Raw genomic sequence first — 21,785 nt, 5'->3', positions numbered from 1 at the left:
AAAGGTCATTGAAGGAACAGACGCCTCGCCGCTCTTTCAATGTATGGATGAGAGAGCCCATCTGTTCCCGGACAGACACTTCCTGTCGGGCGATCCGGGTGGAAAGAGGGGCTTTCACTTGTTTCCGCCGCATCATTTTCTGGAATGCACCGAGCATGTCATAAACATTCACGTCCAGTTCGATCTGCTGTTCCGTTTCCGGCGGCCCGAACAGCGACAAATCCATCGGCGCCTTAGTGAAAATGGCCGCTCTGCCTTTCTCAAGCTCACGGAGGGTCAGCGATGCTTCCTTGAACTTCCGGTATTCCAGGAGGCGGGCGACGAGTTCCTCGCGCGGGTCCTGCTCATAAAGGAAGTCCTCCTCCTCTTCATCCGCCTCCTGTACCGGCAGCAGCATTTTGCTTTTGATGGCGAGGAGGGTCGCCGCCATCACGAGGTATTCACTCGCTTCATCGAGTTCCAGCACTTGCATCGCATGGATGTGTTCCATATATTGCGCTGTGATCTGTGCGACCGGTATATCATAAATATCGATTTCCAAACGATGAATTAAATGCAATAATAAATCGAGAGGCCCTTCAAACGCTTCAACTTTCACTTCATAGGACATGGCCTACCACCTGACTGTTAAGAACTTCACACTAAGTATAGTAGAAAGGGGATTAAAATGCATCCGCTCCGACATCCGCTATTCATCCGGTTCCTCATCCATTTCAATTATGAGCAGGACTACTTCGAGTGCCACGAAGTCGGGGAAGAATACTGGAAGATGACGGCGCCAAAAGATAAAATGCATCCGCTTACCGGCTGGATCCAGCTGGCGGTCGGCATGTATCACTGGCGGCGCAGCAATTATCCCGGCGCGCTCCGCTCGTTCATCCGGGCGAAGAACAAACTGAGGGATGCGGGGGAATGGACGGACGGCATCGATTCAACCGAGCTGATCCGCCTGACCCAGGAAGCCGTCGACGCTGTCACAGCACGGGAGCCGTTCCAGTCATTCCTGATTCCGGTCAAGGGCCGTGAACTGGCGGCACAGCTTCGCCGGCAGATCGAGGAGACTCCTCCGGAAGACATTGACCTCCATTATTTGACACATAAACACAGACTGCGGGACCGCACATCGATCATCGCGCTCCGTGAACAGAAAAAAAGGCGGAACCTTTGATTCAAAGTCCGCCTTTTTTTATCGGGCATTTCCGGATGAAGGCTTCGGTTTCCTCTGTCGCCTGCATTTCCCGGTCCTGCATGATCTCTTGTAATTTCTCGATCATCTTGTGGCCGATCCCTTCTCCGCGGTGCGAAGGGTTCACGGACAGATGATGGATGACAAACGAATCCTCTCTTACTTCGACGCCGGCAAGCCCCACATAATCCTCATCCTCTTTCCAGAGAAACAGCTGCCAGTCCTTGTTTTCCTCGTACTGGTGCATCGTCTGCTGCAGCTTTTTCAGGTCGCGTTCTTTCGGCATGAAAGACAGGAGGCCCATCGCGATTTTTTCCAGTGATTTCTTATATCGGTATAGCATGTAGGAATCCCTCTTTTTACTTGAGACAGTTTGGATAAGCATACAGGATGTGGCAGACTTATTCAAGTGCCTGCTTGGTCAGCTGACCGGAACGTTATCTGCAAACAGCACCCAATACAATATACCCCATACGACGGCTATCGTCAAAATGAACAGGAACAGCGCAATATTCGACCGTCTCATGAACCTGCCTCCTCCAGTTCTTCCGTCATCCTGTGACGACTTCCAAAATGAGTTCCGGCGCTTTCACCTCATCGCCGGAAATAAGGATGCTCTTTTTCAGGAGTTCCTTCGCTTCACTGATGTCTTCACTGTTCGCGTAAATCGTCGCGAGCGCTTCGCCCTGTTCCACCCGGTCACCCACTTTTTTATGCAGCACGAGTCCAACCGCCAAATCGATTTCCGATTCTTTTGTCGCCCGGCCTGCACCGAGGAGCATTGCTGCGGTGCCCGCGTCATCTGCGACGATATCTGCGACCCAGCCGGCCGCTTCCGCTTCAAGCGTGAAAGTATGAGCTGCCTGCGGCAGTAAATCCGGGTCATCCGCAATCGCCGGATTTCCGCCTTGGCGCTCAACAAACGCCCGGAACACCCGGAGTGCCTCCCCGTTCCGGATCACTTCTTCAAGTTTCCCTCTCGCTTCTTCAAGGGAATCGGCCTGGCCGCCGAGGACCACCATCTGGCTGCCGAGGACGAGGCAGAGTTCAGTAAGGTCCTGCGGGCCTTCGCCTTTCAATGTATCGATCGCTTCCTTCACCTCAAGTGAATTGCCGATGGCGTAACCGAGCGGCTGGCTCATATCGGAAATGATCGCCATGGTCTGCCTGCCGGTTTCTTTGCCGATCCGGACCATCGCCCGTGCCAGCTTTTCAGCTTCTTCAGGCGTTTTCATGAACGCCCCGTCGCCCGTTTTCACATCCAGGACGATGGCATCTGCGCCGGAAGCGATTTTCTTGCTCATGATGGAACTCGCGATGAGCGGAATGCTGCTGACCGTAGCTGTCACATCCCGGAGCGCGTAAAGCTTTTTATCGGCCGGCGTCAAGTTGCCGCTCTGACCGACGACAGCAAGCTTCAGCTCATTCACTTGCTCAGTGAACTGTTCGGGTGTGAGTTCTGTATGGAAACCGGTGATTGCCTCCAATTTATCGATCGTCCCGCCCGTATGGCCGAGTCCCCGCCCGCTCATTTTAGCGACCGGCACGCCGCATGCGGCCACCAGCGGACCGAGCACCAGCGTCGTCGTATCGCCGACGCCACCGGTGGAATGCTTATCGACTTTAATGCCTTCAATCGGCGACAGGTCGATCTGATCGCCTGATTCCACCATCGCCATGGTCAGTTCCGCGCGTTCAGCATCGGTCATATCCTGGAAATAGACAGCCATCAGGAAAGAACTCATTTGGTAATCCGGGATATCCCCCTTCGTGTACCCCTCGATTACGTAGCGGATTTCCGCTGGGGTCAGCTCCTCGCCTTCCCGCTTTTTTTCAATCAAATCTACCATTCTCATAACATGCAACCGCCTTTTTATTGGAGTTTTTCCAAAAAGCTTGTGCCGTAGTCCGGCATTTTGACAGAGAAGTTGTCCGCGATGGTCGCCCCGACATCCGCGAATGTCTTCCGGAGGCCGAGCTCGCTTCCTTGTCCTGTCCGTGGAGTATAAGCAAGAAGCGGCACCAGTTCGCGTGTATGGTCGCTGCCCGGGAACGTCGGATCGTTTCCGTGGTCCGCCGTGATGATCAGCAGATCGTCTTCACCGAGTTTGCCTGTGATTTCAGGGAGCCGGCGGTCGAACGCTTCCAGCGCCTCTCCGTAGCCGCGCGGATCGCGTCTGTGACCAAAAACTGCATCAAAATCGACGAGGTTCAGGAAACTGAGCCCGTTGAAATCCTGTCCGAGCGTTTTGTCCAATTTGTCCACGCCGTCCATATTATCAGATGTCCGGTGAGCTTCCGTCACGCCCGCGCCATTGTAAATATCATTGATCTTTCCGAGCGCGATCACATCGTATCCGCCATCTTTCAATTCATTCATCACGGTCCGGCTGAACGGTTTCAGTGCGTAATCGTGGCGGTTGGACGTCCGTTTGAAACTTCCCGGTTCTCCGATGAACGGCCGCGCGATGACCCGCCCCACCAAATAATCCGGTTCAAGCGTCAGTTCGCGTGCGATTTCGCAGATCTCATACAGTTCCTCAAGCGGCACCACTTCTTCATGCGCGGCGATCTGCAGCACCGGGTCGGCGGATGTATAAACAATCAGCGCCCCTGTTTCCATATGCTCTTCACCGAGTTCATCAATGATCGCCGTCCCGCTTGCCGGTTTATTCCCGATCACTTTCCGGCCGGTCCGCTCTTCAAGTTTCCGGATCAGATCTTCCGGGAAACCTTCCGGGTATACTTTGAACGGTGTATCTATTTTAAGGCCCATAATCTCCCAATGTCCGGTCATCGTATCCTTGCCGACCGATGCTTCCTGCATTTTCCCGTACGATGCAAGCGGTGAATCCGCCGGCTGCAGTCCTTCGACCGGCACAATATTCGCCAGCCCGAGTTTTTCGAGGTTCGGAAGAGCCAGGCCCCCCGAAGATTGTGCCGTATGCCCGAGGGTGTCGGCCCCTGTATCACCGAATGCCCCGGAATCCGGCGCTTCCCCGATTCCGACAGAATCGAGGACAATCAAGTGGATTCGCTTAAAAGGTTTCACTGCCATGTTATTTCCTCCTTTATCTACTCGTATTCTACCACAATCTCCAGTCAGAAGTCAGACCTCTACGCTCTCGGATGGTGCTTTGTATAGACATCCTTCAGTCTCGTCTTGGAGACATGCGTGTAAATTTGTGTCGTGGAGATGTCGGCATGGCCGAGCATTTCCTGCACCGCCCGCAGATCCGCTCCATTTTCGATCAAGTGTGTGGCAAACGAATGGCGGAGTGTATGGGGAGTCAGTTCTTTCTGTATACCCGATTTTTGGGCATAGTGCTTCAGGAGTTTCCAGAACCCTTGACGGGTCAGCCGGCTGCCCCGCTGACTGATAAAGAGGGCGTCGGTCTTCTTATCAGGTTTAAGGAGCTCGAAACGCGCTTCTTCCAGGTATGCCCTGCATGCGCGCAAAGCTGTTTGGCCAAGGGGAATGATCCGCTCTTTCCCGCCTTTCCCGGTGCATTTGACAAACCCCATGGCCAAGTGGACATCTTCTGCGTCCAGATCCATGCATTCACTGACCCTCATCCCACTCGCATACAGGAGTTCGAGAATCGCCTGGTCCCGGATGCCGCTCGGTTTCGATGTGTCCGGCGAACCGAGCAGGACATCCACTTCTTCCACCGAAAGGACATTCGGCAGTTTCTTTTCCATCTGCGGCATTTCCAAATGCACTGTCGGATCCCGGTCTGTCACACGCTCCCTTAATGCGAATTGATGAAAAGAGCGGATGGAGGAAATGTGCCGGGCGGCTGTACGGGAGGACCGGGACCCTTCCCGAAGATGCTTTAAGTAATTCAAAATATGTACCCGCTCTGTCTGATTGAGCGACTGGAGCTGCTCCACTTCCTGCAAATAATGGAGATAACTTTTTAAGTCCCGTTCATAAGAAGTGAGGGTATTCTGTGCGAGCTGCCGCTCTACGCGGAGAAAATGCAGGTAGTCAGCCAGCGCATCTGCTGCCAGTTTCATTCGTATTCCTCCTACTGAAGCGAACCCGCCATCGGGTTCAGCGGATATCGTTTTTCGATCATAACCCCATCATACAGGCTGAACGTCCAAGGTGCACGGAATGTCCTGATTTACTGTAAATGCCGCTTTCCGCTGACACCAGCCGCAAAACCGACCGCTGATGCGGAAAAATCAAAAAAGACAGCCGGTATAATCAGCTGTCTTTCGATTTCCCTTTATTTTCCGTTTTTTGTTCTGCCTTGCCGTCATTGCATCGCCAACAGACGCCGTGGAATGTCAGCCGGTGATCTTTGATCATAAAATTCCAGCGCCTTTCGACGACGCCTTCCACATCTTCCAGGAGATCTTCCTGTATTTCATCGACCGCTCCGCATTCCATGCAGACGAGATGATGATGAAAATGGGCTGCTCCTTCTTTTCGGAGATCATAACGGGAAACGCCATCCCCGAAATTGATTTTATCGACCACTTTCAATTCGGTCAGCAATTCGAGCGTGCGGTAGACGGTCGCCAGGCCGATTTCCGGCGCCTTGTCTTTGACCAGCAAATAGACGTCTTCGGCGCTGAGATGGTCCTCTTCGTGTTCCAGCAGGACCCGGACTGTCGCTTCCCGCTGCGGCGTCAGCTTATAACTCGAAGCATGAAGCTGTTTTTTTATACGGTCTATTCTGCCTTCCATAAGACGCCCTCCCTCAAACTGCCTTTATTATAGCAAAAGGCATTAAAATTTTTCAAGAGTGAGAACGATTATTGATTAAATGATTATTTTTTAATAATCATTCTAATTATCATTTAGACCATTCCGCTTTCGCCCACAGCACCGCGAATGCGGTTTTGGCGTCGTAGATGCGTCCGTCTTCCATCATTTTTTCCGCTTCTTCGAACGTCACTTCAATTAGTTCCACGAACTCATCTTCCTCGGTCGCCCCTTCACTGGTCTTTGAAAGTCCTTCGGCGGCATACAAATGGATGACCTCATCGGCGAACCCCGGGGAAGTTGAGAAAGACTGTACATGGGACAGTTTTTCAGCTGTGTAGCCGGTCTCTTCTTCCAGTTCCCTCCTGGCACAGATTTCCGGTTTTTCGTCCGGCTCAAGTTTCCCGGCAGGAATTTCGACGATCGACCGTTCCAGCGCTTTCCGGTACTGTTCGACCATCACGATCCGCCGGTCGTCCGTCAACGCAATGACCGCAACAGCCCCGGGATGCTCGACCAGTTCCCGTTTCGTCTCTTTCCCGTTCGGCAGCGTGACATCGTCAACTTTCAAATTGATTATTTTCCCTTCATAAATCCGCTCGGAGCGAACCGTCTTCTCCTCGAACTTCTTCACAGTCTTATCCCCCTTATCAGTTGAGATTATTTCCGCCCAAAGTATACCATATCCTTAAGGACACATCGTGAGGTGAATGGGATGGAGAAAGTGGAACTAGGCAACAGCGGGCTGAAAGTGAGCGAAATCGCACTCGGCTGCATGTCGCTCCCGGATGACGCGGCGGCCGCGGAACGGATCATTGAGGAAGCGCTCTCAGAAGGTATCAATTATTTTGATACCGCTGATCTGTATGGCTTCGGACGGAATGAACAGCTGGTCGGCCGTACACTGAAAAAGCGCAGGGGCGACGTCTTCATCGCGACGAAAGTCGGAAATGAATGGGACCCGAAGACCGGCAAAAAGCGCTGGAACCCGACAAAGCCGTATATTCTGGAGCAGGTGAAAAACAGCCTCCGCCGGCTGGAAACCGACTACATCGATCTGTATCAGCTCCACGGCGGAACGATCGAAGACGACATCGATGAGACGATCGACGCGTTCGAGACATTGAAAAAAGATGGCGTGATCCGTGCCTACGGCATCTCGTCCATCCGGCCGAATGTCATCCGCCAATACTTGGAGAAAAGCGGACTGGCTTCCATCATGATGCAGTATAGCCTGCTGGACCGCCGTCCTGAGGAATGGCTCGATGAAATCAATGAAGCGGATGTGTCCGTCGTGACCCGCGGGACGCTGGCGAAGGGGCTCCTGACCGGCCAGGCGCTTGAACGGGCCACTGAACAGCAGACGTATCTCTCGTACAGCGAAGGAGCGCTCCGCGAGACGCTGGACAGCCTCCTGTCAGTCCACAGCAGTCTCCATGCGCTGGCTTTGCATGCTGTCCTTTCGCATCCGGCAGTCACCAGCATCGCTGCCGGAGCGAGCTCCGCTGCACAGCTGCAGGAGACGCTTACCGCCTACCGGACCCCTGTCGACAAACAGCAGATTGCGGAAGCGAAGCGGCTCACAAGACAGGATACGTATGAACAGCACCGGCCGTAAAACGGACACCGGCCCGGACTGAAGACCTGAATTTCCGACTAACATACCAGGAGGGATGCAAGTGACAACCAGCAAAACCCGGCCAAGCAGAAACGAAGTGCAGGATGAACTGAAGTGGGATTTGACTGATGTCTTTGAATCGAGGGATGGATGGGAAAAGGAACTGAAAGCTGTCCAGGAAAGTGTTTCTGATGTTACAGACTATAAAGGCCGGCTCGATGAAAGCGGAGCCGTCTTGCTTGAATGCCTGGAAGCGAGGGAAAAGGTGCTTAAGCGTCTGAATCTCGTTACCATGTATGCCAGTCTCCGGCAAGCGGTGGATAACACCGACCCGGAAAGACAAAAAGATTCACAGCGAGCAAGCCAGGCGGAATCGAAAGTCAATGCTTCTCTTGCCTTCGCCGAAGCTGAAATCATGTCGCTGCCGGATGGAAAACTCGACGATTTCATTCAAAACGAACAAGGCCTGGAGCCATTCGAAAAATACCTCCGCGATCTGCAGGCCCGCAAGCCTTATTCGCTCGAAGAACAGACGGAGGAAGCGCTCGCGGCGCTCGGGCCGCTTTTCAGCGCGCCGTACACGATCTACAACCGGGGGAAACTTTCGGATATGCAGTTCGATCCGTTCAAGGACGATAAGGGAAATGAAGTTCCGTTATCGTTCGGCGCATACGCCGGCAACTACAGCTCTTCCCCGTCCGCGGCCGTCCGCAGGAACGCTTATGAAGCTTTCAATAGAGGCTTATTGCGCTACCGGAACACATTCGCGGCCACATATGCCGCTCAAGTGAACCATGAAGTGACAACGGCCCGCCTGCGCGGTTACGAGTCGGTGACGGATATGCTGCTCCAGCAGCAGTACGTGACGAAAGAGATGTACCACAACCAGCTGGATGTGACCCAAAAGGAACTGGCCCCCCATATGCGTAAATACGCTGAACTGAAGAAACGGGTGCTCGGTCTCGATAAAATGACATTCGCCGATTTAAAAGCACCTCTGGATCCCGATTTCGAGATCGAGATGGATTATGAAGAGGCGGCGGACACAGTCGAAAAGGCGTTAAGCGTCATGGGGGATGACTACAGTGAAATGATCAAAACGGCGATCGCCGAAGGATGGGTCGACTATGCGGATAACATCGGCAAATCGACCGGCGCGTCCGCTTCCAGTCTGTACGGCATCCACCCGTACGTCATCATGACGTGGCCCGGGACGATGCGCGGAGCTTTCACGCTCGCCCACGAACTCGGCCATGCCGGCCATTTCTATTTCGCCAATAAGCACCAGCGGTTCACCAATGCCAAGCCGCCACGATATTTCATCGAAGCCCCGTCGACAATGAACGAGATGCTGCTCGGCCATCATCTTCTCAAGGATACCGATGACAAGCGGAAACGCCGCTGGCTGATCCTGCAGCTGCTCGGGACGTATTACCATAATTTCGTCACGCATCTGCTGGAAGGCGAATACCAGCGACGCGTTTATGAACTCGCTGAAAAAGGCGAGCCGCTGACGGCGAGTGTGTTCACTGCAACCACGAAGGACGTGCTCAGCGACTTCTGGGGGGACGCGGTGGAAATCGACGAAGGTGCCGGACTCGTATGGATGCGCCAGCCGCATTATTATATGGGACTCTATCCCTACACGTATTCGGCCGGTCTGACTGTGTCCACCATCGCGTCACAGAAGATTTTCGAGGAAGGACAGCCGGCAGTCGACCGCTGGCTGGATGTGCTGAAGGCGGGCGGCACACTTCATCCGCTCGAACTGATCAAGAAAGCCGGAATCGATATGTCCGAACCCGAGCCGATCCGCCAGGCGGTCGCGCATGTCGGATCGCTGATCGATGAACTCGAAGAAAGTTACAGCTGACTGCGCGGCTGGATCGCGTTTGTTTAATAAAGCCGGATTCCGCAAGTCAGCGGAATCCGGCTTTGTCTTGTCAATATTTGCTTCCCTGATCGCCGTATTTGTCCAGCAGTTCTTCGAAAGACATGTTTTTCTCCCGCTGCTTCCGCTCGAATCGGCGTTGTGCTTCCGCTTCTTCTTCCCGCTTCCGCTCTTCCTGCTGCAACCCTTTTTTGGTCTCCTGCAGTTTCTTCAGCTGTTCTTCCGAAAACAGTCCGCTGTCCGTCTGTTTTTTGCCCATCGTTCTCTCTCCTTACGGTCGGGTGACGACGGTGGCGACACCTTGGCCGCCGCCGATGCACAGCGTCGCGAGTCCTTTCTTCGCATCCCGCTTCTCCATCTCGTGCAGCAGGGTGACAAGGATCCGCGCTCCGCTGGCACCGATCGGATGGCCGAGGGCAATCGCCCCGCCGTTCACATTCATGATGTCGTGATTCATTTTCAGTTCCCTGTCGACTGCGATGGACTGAGCCGCGAACGCTTCATTCGCTTCGATCAGCTCCATGTCCCTCAGTTCCATCTTCGCTTTCTTCAGCGCTTTCCGCACCGCTTCGACAGGGCCGATCCCCATGACCGCGGGATCAACACCGGCGCTGCCGTTCGCGGCGACGGCCGCCATCGGTGTGATGCCGAGTTCGTCCGCTTTTTTGCGGGACATGACCACGACCGCCGCCGCACCGTCATTGATTCCGGAGGCGTTCCCGGCAGTTACGCTTCCTTCTTTTCTGAAAGCGGGACGCAGTTTGGCAAGGGAATCCGCCGTCGTGCCGCGCCGCGGGTATTCGTCCGTATCGAACACGACCGGTTCCCCTTTCCGCTGCGGGATTTCGACAGCGACGATCTCGTCGCTGAATCTGCCGGCGTCGATTGCGGCTGCTGCACGCTCTTGGGAGCGGGCGGCGAATGCATCCTGCTCTTCACGGGTGATGCCGTACCGCTCATTCAAGTTCTCAGCGGTGATGCCCATATGATAATCATTGAACGCGCAAGTCAGCCCTTCCGACAGCATAGTATCCACGACTTCCTGGTTCCCCATCCGGAATCCTTCCCGCGCTTTCGGCAATATGTACGGCGCCTGGCTCATGTTCTCCATTCCGCCGGCCACGATGACATCCGCGTCCCCGGCCAGAATCGCCTGAGTCGCCAAATGGACGGCTTTCAGTCCGGATCCGCATACTTTATTGATCGTCATGGCTGAAACCGTCTCCGGCAGTCCGGCTTCCATCGCAGCCTGCCTCGCCGGATTCTGGCCGAGACCCGCCTGGAGCACATTCCCCATGATCACTTCGTCGACATCTTCCGCTTTCACGCCCGCCCGTTCCAGCGCGGCTTTTATGGCGATCGACCCGAGTTTCGGTGCCGAAACGTCTTTCAGCGCCCCCATGAATGAACCGGTCGCTGTTCTGGCAGCGCTTACAATCACAACTTGTTCCGTCATCTTCCGTTTCCCCCTCGTCTGATAATTCAGTTGCCCATCCGCTTCCTCCATGCTTACAATAACTTCAGGAGGGATGTTATGTTCAGTTTACCAAAGGAAGTCACAATTATCGAGGTCGGACCGCGTGACGGGCTGCAGAATGAATCAAGAGAAGTGCCGACCGCAGCCAAAATCGACTTTATCAAAGCGCTTCAGGATGCGGGAATCCGCGAAATGGAAATCACTTCATTCGTGTCGCCGAAATGGGTCCCTCAAATGAAAGATGCGCAGGAAATCACAGAACAGGCGCCGGCAGCCGGCAGACAGATCGTCCTGACGCCGAATGAAAAAGGCGTAGAGCGGGCGCTTGCTTCAGGCGCAAAAGCTGTAGCGGTTTTCGTAGGCGTCAGCGATTCATTCAATAAAAAAAACATCAATAAAACCACCTCGGAGAGCTTGGAAGCCTTAACGCCGCTCATCAGGCGGCTGAAAACAGAAGGCCTGTTTGTCCGGGCCTGTATCTCGACCGCCTTTTACTGCCCGTATGAAGGGAAAGTGGACCCGGAAAACACGCTTGCGCTCTGCCGGCAGTTCGCAGATCTCGGAGTCGATGAATTGAGCGTGGCAGATACAATCGGAATGGCGAATCCACTGGAAAGCCATGGACTGTTTCGGGACTTGAAACGCCAGTTCCCCGATACGCTGATCGCCGCACATTTCCACGATACCCGGAAGATGGCGCTCGCCAATATCTTCGCTGCGCTCCAGGCGGGCGTGGACCGGTTTGATTCGTCCGCAGGCGGACTCGGAGGCTGTCCTTTCGCCCCTGGTGCGACGGGCAATGTGGCGACGGAAGACGTGGTCGGTATGCTGCACCGGATGGATATCACGACTGGCATCGATGAAAACCGGCTCCTTGAAGCTGTCAGTGTGATCGAACCCTATGTTGCAAGTCCGGTCACAACGGGCATGTACACGCTTTACAAAAACAGAAATGAGGACTGACCGATGATGCGCCGACTGCTGATAGCGGCCGGCGCCGTGCCGGCTGCCATCGGTGTTTTGTTCACCGCTCTCGGGCTCACGGTGTCCAACCGGGTCATGTACATCCGGAAAAAAGAGGACGAGATGATCCTGCAGCGGGAAATCGCTGCGAAACGACTCGACGAGGCGTGGTTCGCCCGCGTTCCCAAAACGGAAAAATGGGTGAAGTCGCCGAATGGTTATTCCTTGAAAACGATTTTTCTGGAACCGCGTGATACCGGGAAATACGTCATCATCAGCCATGGCGTGACCGAGAACAAAATCACGTCCATCAAGTATGCCCGTATGTTCGAGCGGCTCGGCTTCAATTCGGTCATTTATGACCACCGCCGGCACGGCGAATCGGGAGGCGGGACGACGAGCTATGGCCACTACGAAAAGTACGACTTGGAAGCGGTCGCCGGTGCATTGAAAGCACATGTGCCGGATCTCCGAACATTCGGCATCCACGGCGAATCCATGGGGGCTGCGACGCTGCTGCTTTATGCAGGCAGTGTGGAGGATGCGGCGGATTTCTATATCGCGGACAGCCCGTACTCGGATATAGCCGAACAGATCCTGCACGTCATGCAGACAACGACCCCTCTCCGTACGAGGCTGTCCGTCCGGATCGGCAGCCTGTTCCTTAAAATGCGCGATGGCTATAGCCTGGAGACGGTTTCGCCGCGGGAAGCCGTCCGGGCGATCCGGAAACCCGTGCTGTTCATCCATACGGCTGGGGATTCCTTCGTCCCCCCTGGCATGTCGGAAGAGCTGCACCGGCTTAAAAGCGGGGATAAGGAGCTGAGGATTTTCAGAAAAGGCGGCCATGCCCAGGCTTTCAATGAACAGCCCGGCGCATACGAAGAGACGGTACGGGGATTCCTGATGAAGTACGGATTCCTAAATTGAATCCGCGCCAGAACAAAAGACACTCCTTCTCCGGAGTGTCTCATTTTTTGGTGGCTTTTTTATTTGTAGAGGCTTTGTTCATTTGCGCCATCATCTGATTAATTTTCTTCTGGGAAGGTTTTTGTCCCATCTGCATCATCATGATCCGCAGCATGTCTTCGTTGATCGGAGGATTCTCTTCCAAGTACTTCATCATGTACCGGCGCGCAATATAAAATCCGAGCGCAACACCAGCCAGAAGAGCAACGACGATCAGCAATATCCAAATCCATGTATCCAACTTCGCGACCTCCCTACTGTGCCGATCTGTTTAATAGCACCATTGGAGATTATACACTAATTCCTCGGGGCTTGCCAGCGGTTCAAGGCAAATTAAACCGGAAGCAGTCCAGCCTGCTTCCGGTTTAAGTGCCGATTATTTTTCCAAAAGATTTTTGACTTTGCGTACGACATTCGCGGAAGTGAATCCGAGTTCCTGCTGAATGATTCCTCCCGGCGCACTGGCCCCGTAACGGTCGATGGTCAGCGTATCGCCTTCGTCACCGATGTACTTGTGCCAGCCGAGGGAGATGCCCATTTCGACCGCAAGCCGTTTCTTCACATTTTTCGGCAGGACGGATTCCTTGTACGCATCATCCTGCTGGTCGAACCGATCCCATGATGGCATCGAGACGACTGAAACAGCGATGCCTTCGTCCCGGAGCTGTTTTTGTGCTTCCACTGCCAGGCTCACTTCGGATCCTGTAGCCAGAAGGATCGCTTCCGGATTTTCGGCACCGGACACGACATAAGCTCCCCGTTTGACCCCTTCCATGCTTAGGTCGCCTGAATTCTCGAGGACCGGTAGATCCTGACGGGACAGGACGAGCATCGTCGGATGACTTTTAGCATTGATGGCCACATCCCAGGCGGCTTTCGTTTCGTTGGCATCCGCCGGCCGGATGAGGGAAAGATTCGGAATGGCCCGGAGCGCAGCCAAGTGCTCGACCGGCTCATGGGTCGGACCGTCTTCCCCGACAGCAACACTGTCATGGGTGAACACGTATGTGACCGGCATCCCCATGAGCGCTGACAGCCGGATGGCCGGCCGCGCATAATCACTGAACACGAAGAACGTTCCGCCGAACACATGGAGACCTCCGTGGAGCGCCATGCCGTTCAAAGCGGCCGCCATGGCGAATTCCCGGACCCCGAACCAGATATTGCGGCCTTCCGGTGTTCCCGGCAGGAAATCGCCGGCGCCTTTGATCGTCGTCTTGTTCGATCCCGCCAAGTCGGCGCTGCCGCCGAAGAAGGAAGGGACCGTTTTCGCGATCGCATTGATCATGTCACCCGAAGATGCGCGTGTCGCCTGTTTTTTGCCCGCTTCGTATGACGGGTATTCACGGTCGTAATCTTCAGGAAGGTCCCCGCGGATCGCAGCCTGGAGCTGACGGCTCAGTTCAGGATGCTCCTGTCCGTACTTCTCCATAAGTTCGTTCCATTCCGCTTCCGCTTTGCCCCCGAGTTGTTCGGTCGCTTCATTGAAAGTCTCATAAACTTCATCCGGGACATAGAAGTCCTCTTCGAATGTCCAGTTATAGTATTCTTTCGCCAATTTCATTTCATCTTCGCCGAGCGGCGCTCCGTGAACATCGGATTTGCCTGATTTATTCGGTGCACCGTAGCCGATGATGGTTTTGACTTCGACCAGTGTCGGACCGCCTTCATTGTTCTTTGCCTGGGAGATCGCTTCCGACAGCGCGTCCAGGTCATTGCCGTCGTCGACCCGGAGATAGTTCCAGCCATACGACTCGAACCGTTTTTTTACGTTCTCAGAGAAGCTCATATCCAGATCGCCATCAAGCGAGATATCGTTACTGTCATACAGGACAACGAGTTTATTCAGCTGCAGGTGTCCGGCAAGGGAAATCGCTTCAGAAGCGACCCCTTCCATCAGGTCTCCATCGCCGCAAAGCGCGAACGTATGATGGTCGACGACCGGGAAGCCTTCTTTATTGTAAGTGGCTGCCAGATGGCGCTCCGCCATGGCCATACCGACCGCCATGCCGATCCCCTGTCCGAGCGGTCCGGTCGTCGCTTCGACTCCGACCGTGTGACCGTATTCCGGATGTCCGGGCGTTTTGGAATCCCACTGACGGAAGTTTTTGATCTCGTCCATGGACAAGCCATATCCGGAGAGGTGAAGAAGGCTGTATAAGAGCATCGATCCGTGTCCGGCAGACAGCACAAACCGGTCGCGGTTGAACCACTGCGGATTTGACGGGTTATGGTTCATGTGTTTTGTCCACAGCGAATAAGCCATCGGTGCCGCTCCCATCGGCAGGCCCGGATGGCCGGAGTTCGCTTTTTCGATCGCATCGATCGATAATGTGCGGATCGTTGTGACCGCTAACTGATCTTGTTGATGTGACATTGTAACAATCCTCTCTGCATCAAAGTTTTCTACACTTAACAGTGTAGTCAAGAACGGGCATAAATACAAAGAAAAAGAGAACAGGCATCAGTTCAGATACCTGTTCTCTCTTTTGTTTTTCACTTTATCCGGCGTTACATCATTGCCGTTCGGATCAATCACTTTCACATTCTCTATCGTATTCCGCATCGTTGACCGGAAAACATTCAAGTATTCAGCGCGCAGGCTTGACTGTTCTTTCGCTTCTTCCTGCGTGAGACCGGCCGACTTTGACTTTCTGGAAAGTTCACTGATCCGGTCGAGCTTCTCTTTTGACAGCATATTCTTGCCACCCTCTTTCTGTACCCACTAGGATACCGAAATCCGGAAGTCAGTTCAATCAATCCGCTTGGGCGTTCTCTTCATACTCCTTGAACCTGCGGTGGACGGTCGCTTTGCTCGCCTGGTAGCCGAAACCTTGGAGAGTGACGGCAATTTCATGGTACGTCAGCCCCCGTTCCTTGAGCTGGACAATCTGGTCGATGGGAAGATCCAGCCGTTCCCGGCCTTCCGGATTCCCTCTACCTTTAAGGTTTTTTTCAGGTTTGTAGCCGTTCTCGACCGCCCGCTTCATTCCCCGCTTGATTTTCGCGTTATGGATTTTACGCTGGTATTCCTCGACGATCGCCAGAATCTCCAGCACCATGTCATCCATATCATTCAGGGCGATGGGCCCTTCATCGGACAGCGTGAAGACATCGATCTCCTGCTTCTTCATCACGTGCAGGAGCGCAATGCGCGCGTGCCCCCGTCCCAGCCGTGTCTCATCCTGGATGAACAGCGCGTCCGCCGGATCCGCCTTCAGGTCATTCAGCATTTCCAAAAGTCCGTCACGGTCCATCTCATAGCCGCTGTGCCGGTCTGTGAACACTTCCTTCACTTCGTAGCCTTCGCGTTCTGCGAAATCCGTCAATTCTTCCCGCTGCCGCTCAAGCGAGGTCTCCTGTTCCTCTTTTTCTGTACTGACACGGCAGTACACCACAGCCTTCTTCTTCATCGGGCATCACCGGCAAACTGCGTGGCGGCATCAGGGGCGAATTCAAGCTGGTCCTGCGGTATCAGAAGTGTATCCCCCGCTTTTATTTCTGCGGTGTGCAGGTTGTTCGCTTCCATGATGCTGTTGATCCATTGTTCTGCAGGCTGACCGCCCCTGAATTCCTTGGAAAGCGACCAGAGGGTATCCCCCTTTTCGATCTGAAGGTGACTCATTCTCACTTCCGCGGGCTTTCCGTGGTAAATGGCGAACACGCTGAGAAGTAAGATGAAAATAAAAAATGCTACTACGTATGTATTGCGCTGAATGATTGTCATGATTCCTGACCCCTTTTCTGAGAATGTATGTTCGTGCGGAATATATGTTCCCATGTTAATCCGAACAGATGTTTTTTGTCAACTCATTTATTCGAACCTATGTTTGCTTTTTTCGCGGACGGTTGTTATAATTAGCGTATACATGTTCGGTTAAAAACCAAAAAGAGGTGAATGCGGTGAAAAAAGTATCCAAACGACAGGAAGACATTCTGACGTTCATCAAAGAAGAAGTGCGCGCGAAGGGATATCCCCCATCCGTTCGGGAAATCGGGGAAGCGGTCGGTCTTGCATCGAGCTCCACGGTCCACGGCCATCTGGCGAGACTTGAAAACAAAGGGCTCATCCGCCGGGACCCGACAAAGCCGAGAGCGATCGAAGTGATCAGTCCCGAAGACATGGTCATTGAAAAAAGTCCTGTGCTCCACGTGCCGCTCATCGGGAAGGTAACGGCAGGAATGCCGATTACGGCAATCGAGAATGTCGAAGAATATTTCCCGCTGCCTCAGTCCTACGGCACTGAAGACGACCAGATATTCATGCTGGAGATTTCCGGTAACAGTATGATCGAAGCCGGTATCCTGGACGGGGATTATGTGATCGTCCGCCAGCAGCAGACAGCTGACAACGGAGACATCGTGGTGGCGATGACCGCTGAAAACGAAGCGACGGTCAAACGCTTCTTCCGCGAGGAATCCTACTTCAGGCTCCAGCCTGAAAACTCGGCGATGGATCCGATCATCGTCGAAGAAGTATCGATCCTCGGGAAAGTGACAGGCGTATACAGACAAATCCACTGAAAAAGCCGGGGCAATCCCCGGCTTTTTCCTTTTCTATCCAACGTCTGCACCCGGCACGGTTAAAAGCCGGAGTTCTAAGGGTATACAGAAAATAAACAGAACCCGAAGGAGGCCGTACATATGCAGAACTTCGAAAGCGGTGACCGGAAGCCGGTCAAGGACCCAAAGCCGAACAGACCTTCCAGCAGACGCAGTCTCTATGGCTGCCTCGGAGCTCTTGCCCTGCTGATCCTGATTCTTGTGCTTTTCGGGGCTTGTGCCATGCTCGGCGGTGAAGAAGATGATGAACTGGCTTACTTCAAACCCGCCCACAGCTTATTGCAGGATCATCATCTCTTACGTGAAGTTGCCTGAGTTCCGCGTGGGCAGCAGACCTGCAAGTTCCCTGCACACGGTCATGGAACCAAATAACCTGTCTACAGACAGGAAAGGACCGGCGAAATCCATCGCCGGTCCTTTTTTCTGTTAAATGACTTGTTCATATTTGAAGTAAGAAGAAAGCTTGGAATCCACATGTCCCCGGTATCCCTCGGTGGGAATGCCCAAGTCCTTCAAGAGGCGGTGTGCATTCACCCACGCGCTCATTTCTGCAGTGATCCGGTAGGCATCGTCATGGAGCCACTGTGCATGATCAAGTTCGCCATTGACGTAGTCGATCAGATGCCCGATTTCGTGGGCAAGCGCGAACAGATTCTCCCTTGTCACTTCGATCGGCACGGTAATGGACATATTGGCGTTGAAGCAGATGCGGTGCGTATCATCGTGGATGATGCGGCAGCCTTTCTGTTCAGCAAAGTCCAGCAGTTTTTTATAGTGTTTGTTCATTCCCATCTTCCCCTGCCGCCGTTATTTTCGGTCAGGTTTCGGCGGTATCCGTCTATTTTACAACAAATTTCGACAAAGAGAAGTGTTTTTTTATTAAATTTAGTTTGCATTCTTGAGGAAGGAATGTATTTGCTGGCTTAAAATACTCGCTTGCCGCGGGCAGTTCGTGAGCCTCCTCGGTCGCTCCGCTCCCTGCGGGGTCTCACTTGAACTGCTTTTCCCGCAGGCGTCTCGTATTTTCGGCAGCAAATGTCCATTCCAGACATTCGCTTGCGAATAAAGTGATTCAAGACCTTCTAAAGGCTGTGCAGATTGGTGGGAGCGCTTAAGAGGAGTTTCGAACGACCTGATCATTATTTCAACCTATGTACCTGCGAGGGAGGCTGCTTTGCGGCACTGTTCGGATGGCAATATAGCAAATATTCAATTCACGCACCCACGAGGGGTGCGACTTCAGGCGCAATTATATGCGCTCTATAACATCACTATTTCAATCCACGCACCCACGAGGGGTGCGACATCCGCTTCATCAATCAGATCCGTATTGATATTCTATTTCAATCCACGCACCCACGAGGGGTGCGACTCCACATTGTTTCTGGGATTTTGTGAATGAAAAAATTTCAATCCACGCACCCACGAGGGGTGCGACTGTGCAAAATGACTTTGACACAGCACAAATTTACATTTCAATCCACGCACCCACGAGGGGTGCGACCAAATGTATTTGCGGAAAAGAATTGGTGATGTATATTTCAATCCACGCACCCACGAGGGGTGCGACGGAACGCTATTGTAAGTGGAGTGTATAAGGATAGATTTCAATCCACGCACCCACGAGGGGTGCGACCCAGAAGAGTTGGCAACCCATGTTAGAATATTAATTTCAATCCACGCACCCACGAGGGGTGCGACACCGAGCGAAAATTTATTCACAATATTAGAAGTTATTTCAATCCACGCACCCACGAGGGGTGCGACAATACTACAGATAGAAATCCTACACATAGGGAGGGATTTCAATCCACGCACCCACGAGGGGTGCGACCGCCAGCGAATTGCTTGCGCTCGCCGTCGACATAATTTCAATCCACGCACCCACGAGGGGTGCGACTTTGCAGCCGACTTCATAAGTCCCGAGGATCTGATTTCAATCCACGCACCCACGAGGGGTGCGACTTTACCTGTTCGAGGATCACATTGAATACTATTTATTTCAATCCACGCACCCACGAGGGGTGCGACGTTTATTCGGAATAGTCACCGAGCCGGTCGCAGAATTTCAATCCACGCACCCACGAGGGGTGCGACGAAGAAATCAACGATGTGACGGACATAACGTATATTTCAATCCACGCACCCACGAGGGGTGCGACCTTGACGCCGGAACCAAAGCCGGAACCCGTCCGGATTTCAATCCACGCACCCACGAGGGGTGCGACCCAATCCGTGGCGATGTAGTGGTCAATGATTTTCCATTTCAATCCACGCACCCACGAGGGGTGCGACCAGTAGCCACTGTTCCGCAAACCGTTTCAGCATTAATTTCAATCCACGCACCCACGAGGGGTGCGACCTTAATAATGAAGTCAAAATCAAGGACGAGAACGGATTTCAATCCACGCACCCACGAGGGGTGCGACAGAGGACTGGAAAGCCCTGAATGAATCGATTATATTTCAATCCACGCACCCACGAGGGGTGCGACTCACCGACGCCAAGCAGCCGCACGGCCTGCGCGCTATTTCAATCCACGCACCCACGAGGGGTGCGACGCGGGCGTTGGCAACCAACGCACGACAAACTAACATTTCAATCCACGCACCCACGAGGGGTGCGACTAAGTACGATATATCGCTTTGGTAGACACTATGTGATTTCAATCCACGCACCCACGAGGGGTGCGACGCAATACTTCTACAAAATCGCTGGTCGATTGTGTTATTTCAATCCACGCACCCACGAGGGGTGCGACAGGTGTAAAAACCTTTGACATAGATGCTTCTACCGATTTCAATCCACGCACCCACGAGGGGTGCGACTTTTTCGATCTGCATAGTACCTGTATCAGTCGTTATTTCAATCCACGCACCCACGAGGGGTGCGACGTTTTCTGTTTCATTGTCATTGCCTCCTATTTATTATTTCAATCCACGCACCCACGAGGGGTGCGACCCCGACGGTGATACTGACGGGCGCTAGTGCAATCATTTCAATCCACGCACCCACGAGGGGTGCGACGCGTCAAATCGTACTCGCCAAGCTCCAGATAGGCATTTCAATCCACGCACCCACGAGGGGTGCGACAATGCTTGTGAGCTTGCCCCATCTCCTGCAAACAATTTCAATCCACGCACCCACGAGGGGTGCGACTTGATTTCCGGACGTTGAAAGTCCCGTTCGACGCATTTCAATCCACGCACCCACGAGGGGTGCGACGTCTCGCCACTTAAACCCTTCCCACAGCTCCATATTTCAATCCACGCACCCACGAGGGGTGCGACCAGTCAATTCTTCAGCGTACTGCTCATTGACCCGATTTCAATCCACGCACCCACGAGGGGTGCGACTTCGTTGACGCTCATGTCTTGGATGGTCGTGATATTTCAATCCACGCACCCACGAGGGGTGCGACGGCTTGATGCTCACCGGAATGTTCAGCAACACAAAATTTCAATCCACGCACCCACGAGGGGTGCGACACCCCGTTTTTGTCTTTTGTAAACAGATTACAATTTCAATCCACGCACCCACGAGGGGTGCGACCGGAGCTACGCCGGGCTGATGAGGATTACGATACAATTTCAATCCACGCACCCACGAGGGGTGCGACGGAGTGATAACTACTATGGAAGCACTTCGCCAAATTTCAATCCACGCACCCACGAGGGGTGCGACGTAGGAGACAAAGAAGATAATTATCCAGTGATAATTTCAATCCACGCACCCACGAGGGGTGCGACTTAACCGCTGTTTTGTGTCCCCTTTTTTATTTGCGATTTCAATCCACGCACCCACGAGGGGTGCGACGGTTTTCCTGATGAGGAAGCCAAACAGATAGCGTGATTTCAATCCACGCACCCACGAGGGGTGCGACGCCGACCCCTTTGTTAAACCCTGAATTTCGGACAATTTCAATCCACGCACCCACGAGGGGTGCGACCAGTCGGGCATCTTTGGACAGTCGGCAGGTTATCATTTCAATCCACGCACCCACGAGGGGTGCGACGACTGCCGAACGGACATAATGCGGTGCGTGTGCGATTTCAATCCACGCACCCACGAGGGGTGCGACAAAAATACCCAACGCAGTTAAGGAGAAATTAGAGGATTTCAATCCACGCACCCACGAGGGGTGCGACGTAACCTCACGACGGTCAACCTGACGCAATTCATCATTTCAATCCACGCACCCACGAGGGGTGCGACCAGTTGGAAGGTGAACAGCCTGAAGATCATGCGGATTTCAATCCACGCACCCACGAGGGGTGCGACAACATCCGAATATGGGGTTACTGGCGAAAGCCAATTTCAATCCACGCACCCACGAGGGGTGCGACGCCTTTTCCTCGCTGTCTGCCTTAATGCTATCCGTATTTCAATCCACGCACCCAC

Annotated in this window: 22 protein-coding genes and 1 CRISPR repeat array; of the genes, 7 read left to right on the top strand and 15 right to left on the bottom strand. The window is 53.5% G+C overall.

The features are described 5' to 3' along the window. The coding region (locus tag CCE92_RS11250) for a segregation/condensation protein A (protein ID WP_088007926.1) at positions 1-610 on the bottom strand (610 nt) is incomplete at its 3' end. 57 nt (positions 611-667) lie between these two features. Here CCE92_RS11250 and CCE92_RS11245 point away from each other — a divergent pair. Beyond that, entirely contained in the window at positions 668-1,168 is a 501-nt protein-coding gene (locus CCE92_RS11245; protein WP_088007924.1) for a DUF309 domain-containing protein, read from the top strand. A 1-nt stretch (position 1,169) separates the two neighbouring features. On the opposite strand, the gene CCE92_RS11240 is transcribed toward CCE92_RS11245, so the two are convergent. The 6 genes from CCE92_RS11240 to CCE92_RS11215 all read right to left on the bottom strand — a co-directional run bounded on the left by CCE92_RS11240 (position 1,170) and on the right by CCE92_RS11215 (position 6,537). Beyond that, positions 1,170-1,529, bottom strand: coding sequence for a GNAT family N-acetyltransferase (locus tag CCE92_RS11240; RefSeq protein WP_088007922.1), 360 nt, complete (start codon positions 1,527-1,529; stop codon positions 1,170-1,172). A 208-nt stretch (positions 1,530-1,737) separates the two neighbouring features. After that, positions 1,738-3,042 (bottom strand): pyrimidine-nucleoside phosphorylase, encoded by a 1,305-nt coding sequence (locus CCE92_RS11235; RefSeq protein WP_088007920.1) that lies wholly within the window; start codon positions 3,040-3,042, stop codon positions 1,738-1,740. Positions 3,043-3,059: 17 nt separating this feature from the next. After that, the gene (deoB, locus tag CCE92_RS11230) at positions 3,060-4,244 is read right to left on the bottom strand and encodes a phosphopentomutase (RefSeq protein ID WP_088007918.1); all 1,185 of its coding nucleotides are present in this window, start codon (positions 4,242-4,244) and stop codon (positions 3,060-3,062) included. A 59-nt stretch (positions 4,245-4,303) separates the two neighbouring features. Continuing rightward, the gene (gene xerD, locus CCE92_RS11225) at positions 4,304-5,206 is read right to left on the bottom strand and encodes a site-specific tyrosine recombinase XerD (protein ID WP_088007916.1); all 903 of its coding nucleotides are present in this window, start codon (positions 5,204-5,206) and stop codon (positions 4,304-4,306) included. A 193-nt stretch (positions 5,207-5,399) separates the two neighbouring features. After that, positions 5,400-5,885: a ferric iron uptake transcriptional regulator gene (gene fur, locus CCE92_RS11220; protein ID WP_088007914.1), complete on the bottom strand. Its 486-nt coding sequence runs from the start codon at positions 5,883-5,885 to the stop codon at positions 5,400-5,402. 109 nt (positions 5,886-5,994) lie between these two features. Then, complete coding sequence (locus CCE92_RS11215; RefSeq protein WP_088007912.1) at positions 5,995-6,537, bottom strand: NUDIX hydrolase; 543 nt, start codon at positions 6,535-6,537, stop codon at positions 5,995-5,997. Positions 6,538-6,618: 81 nt separating this feature from the next. Between CCE92_RS11215 and CCE92_RS11210 the strand changes: the two genes are divergently transcribed. Both CCE92_RS11210 and pepF read left to right on the top strand, forming a co-directional pair. After that, the gene (locus CCE92_RS11210; protein ID WP_088007907.1) at positions 6,619-7,521 is read left to right on the top strand and encodes an aldo/keto reductase; all 903 of its coding nucleotides are present in this window, start codon (positions 6,619-6,621) and stop codon (positions 7,519-7,521) included. A gap of 61 nt (positions 7,522-7,582) precedes the next feature. Beyond that, positions 7,583-9,394: an oligoendopeptidase F gene (gene pepF / locus CCE92_RS11205; protein WP_420913238.1), complete on the top strand. Its 1,812-nt coding sequence runs from the start codon at positions 7,583-7,585 to the stop codon at positions 9,392-9,394. Between the two features lie 70 nt (positions 9,395-9,464). On the opposite strand, the gene CCE92_RS11200 is transcribed toward pepF, so the two are convergent. Together CCE92_RS11200 and CCE92_RS11195 are read right to left on the bottom strand one after the other, a co-directional pair. After that, complete coding sequence (locus CCE92_RS11200; protein ID WP_088007903.1) at positions 9,465-9,671, bottom strand: DUF3886 domain-containing protein; 207 nt, start codon at positions 9,669-9,671, stop codon at positions 9,465-9,467. A 12-nt stretch (positions 9,672-9,683) separates the two neighbouring features. After that, entirely contained in the window at positions 9,684-10,868 is a 1,185-nt protein-coding gene (locus CCE92_RS11195) for an acetyl-CoA C-acetyltransferase (RefSeq protein WP_088007928.1), read from the bottom strand. 78 nt (positions 10,869-10,946) lie between these two features. On the opposite strand from CCE92_RS11195, the gene CCE92_RS11190 reads away from it, so the two are divergent. Both CCE92_RS11190 and CCE92_RS11185 read left to right on the top strand, forming a co-directional pair. Then, positions 10,947-11,852, top strand: coding sequence for a hydroxymethylglutaryl-CoA lyase (locus tag CCE92_RS11190; RefSeq protein ID WP_088007901.1), 906 nt, complete (start codon positions 10,947-10,949; stop codon positions 11,850-11,852). A gap of 3 nt (positions 11,853-11,855) precedes the next feature. Further along, a complete protein-coding gene (locus tag CCE92_RS11185; protein WP_088007899.1) occupies positions 11,856-12,782 on the top strand; it encodes an alpha/beta hydrolase in 927 nt (308 codons plus the stop codon). Positions 12,783-12,822: 40 nt separating this feature from the next. On the opposite strand, the gene CCE92_RS11180 is transcribed toward CCE92_RS11185, so the two are convergent. The 5 genes from CCE92_RS11180 to yneA all read right to left on the bottom strand — a co-directional run bounded on the left by CCE92_RS11180 (position 12,823) and on the right by yneA (position 16,548). Then, positions 12,823-13,062, bottom strand: coding sequence for a YneF family protein (locus CCE92_RS11180; protein WP_088007897.1), 240 nt, complete (start codon positions 13,060-13,062; stop codon positions 12,823-12,825). Between the two features lie 135 nt (positions 13,063-13,197). Further along, positions 13,198-15,198, bottom strand: coding sequence for a transketolase (gene tkt, locus CCE92_RS11175; protein ID WP_088007895.1), 2,001 nt, complete (start codon positions 15,196-15,198; stop codon positions 13,198-13,200). 87 nt (positions 15,199-15,285) lie between these two features. Next, complete coding sequence (locus CCE92_RS11170) at positions 15,286-15,519, bottom strand: DUF896 domain-containing protein (RefSeq protein WP_088007893.1); 234 nt, start codon at positions 15,517-15,519, stop codon at positions 15,286-15,288. Positions 15,520-15,577: 58 nt separating this feature from the next. Next, positions 15,578-16,234 carry a YneB family resolvase-like protein gene (locus CCE92_RS11165; RefSeq protein WP_088007891.1) on the bottom strand — a complete coding sequence of 219 codons (657 nt, stop codon included), beginning with the start codon at positions 16,232-16,234 and terminating at the stop codon, positions 15,578-15,580. After that, entirely contained in the window at positions 16,231-16,548 is a 318-nt protein-coding gene (gene yneA, locus CCE92_RS11160; protein ID WP_162287864.1) for a cell division suppressor protein YneA, read from the bottom strand. Before yneA ends, CCE92_RS11165 begins: the two co-directional genes overlap by 4 nt. A 176-nt stretch (positions 16,549-16,724) precedes the next feature. Between yneA and lexA the strand changes: the two genes are divergently transcribed. Then, positions 16,725-17,345 carry a transcriptional repressor LexA gene (gene lexA / locus CCE92_RS11155; RefSeq protein WP_088007887.1) on the top strand — a complete coding sequence of 207 codons (621 nt, stop codon included), beginning with the start codon at positions 16,725-16,727 and terminating at the stop codon, positions 17,343-17,345. A gap of 120 nt (positions 17,346-17,465) precedes the next feature. Continuing rightward, the gene (locus CCE92_RS11150) at positions 17,466-17,699 is read left to right on the top strand and encodes a hypothetical protein (RefSeq protein ID WP_088007885.1); all 234 of its coding nucleotides are present in this window, start codon (positions 17,466-17,468) and stop codon (positions 17,697-17,699) included. 111 nt (positions 17,700-17,810) lie between these two features. On the opposite strand, the gene CCE92_RS11145 is transcribed toward CCE92_RS11150, so the two are convergent. Next, positions 17,811-18,170, bottom strand: a complete 360-nt coding sequence (locus CCE92_RS11145; protein ID WP_088007883.1) for a hypothetical protein — start codon at positions 18,168-18,170, stop codon at positions 17,811-17,813. A 420-nt stretch (positions 18,171-18,590) separates the two neighbouring features. Then, positions 18,591-21,730: direct repeats of the CRISPR family, unit length 32 nt; unit sequence ATTTCAATCCACGCACCCACGAGGGGTGCGAC. Between the last annotated feature and the right edge of the window lie 55 nt (positions 21,731-21,785).

This window comes from Indiicoccus explosivorum, assembly GCF_002167005.1.
In the GTDB taxonomy this organism is placed as follows: domain Bacteria; phylum Bacillota; class Bacilli; order Bacillales_A; family Planococcaceae; genus Indiicoccus; species Indiicoccus explosivorum.
Note: the sequence above shows the minus strand (reverse complement) of the source record. Positions and strands in the feature narration are given on the sequence as shown.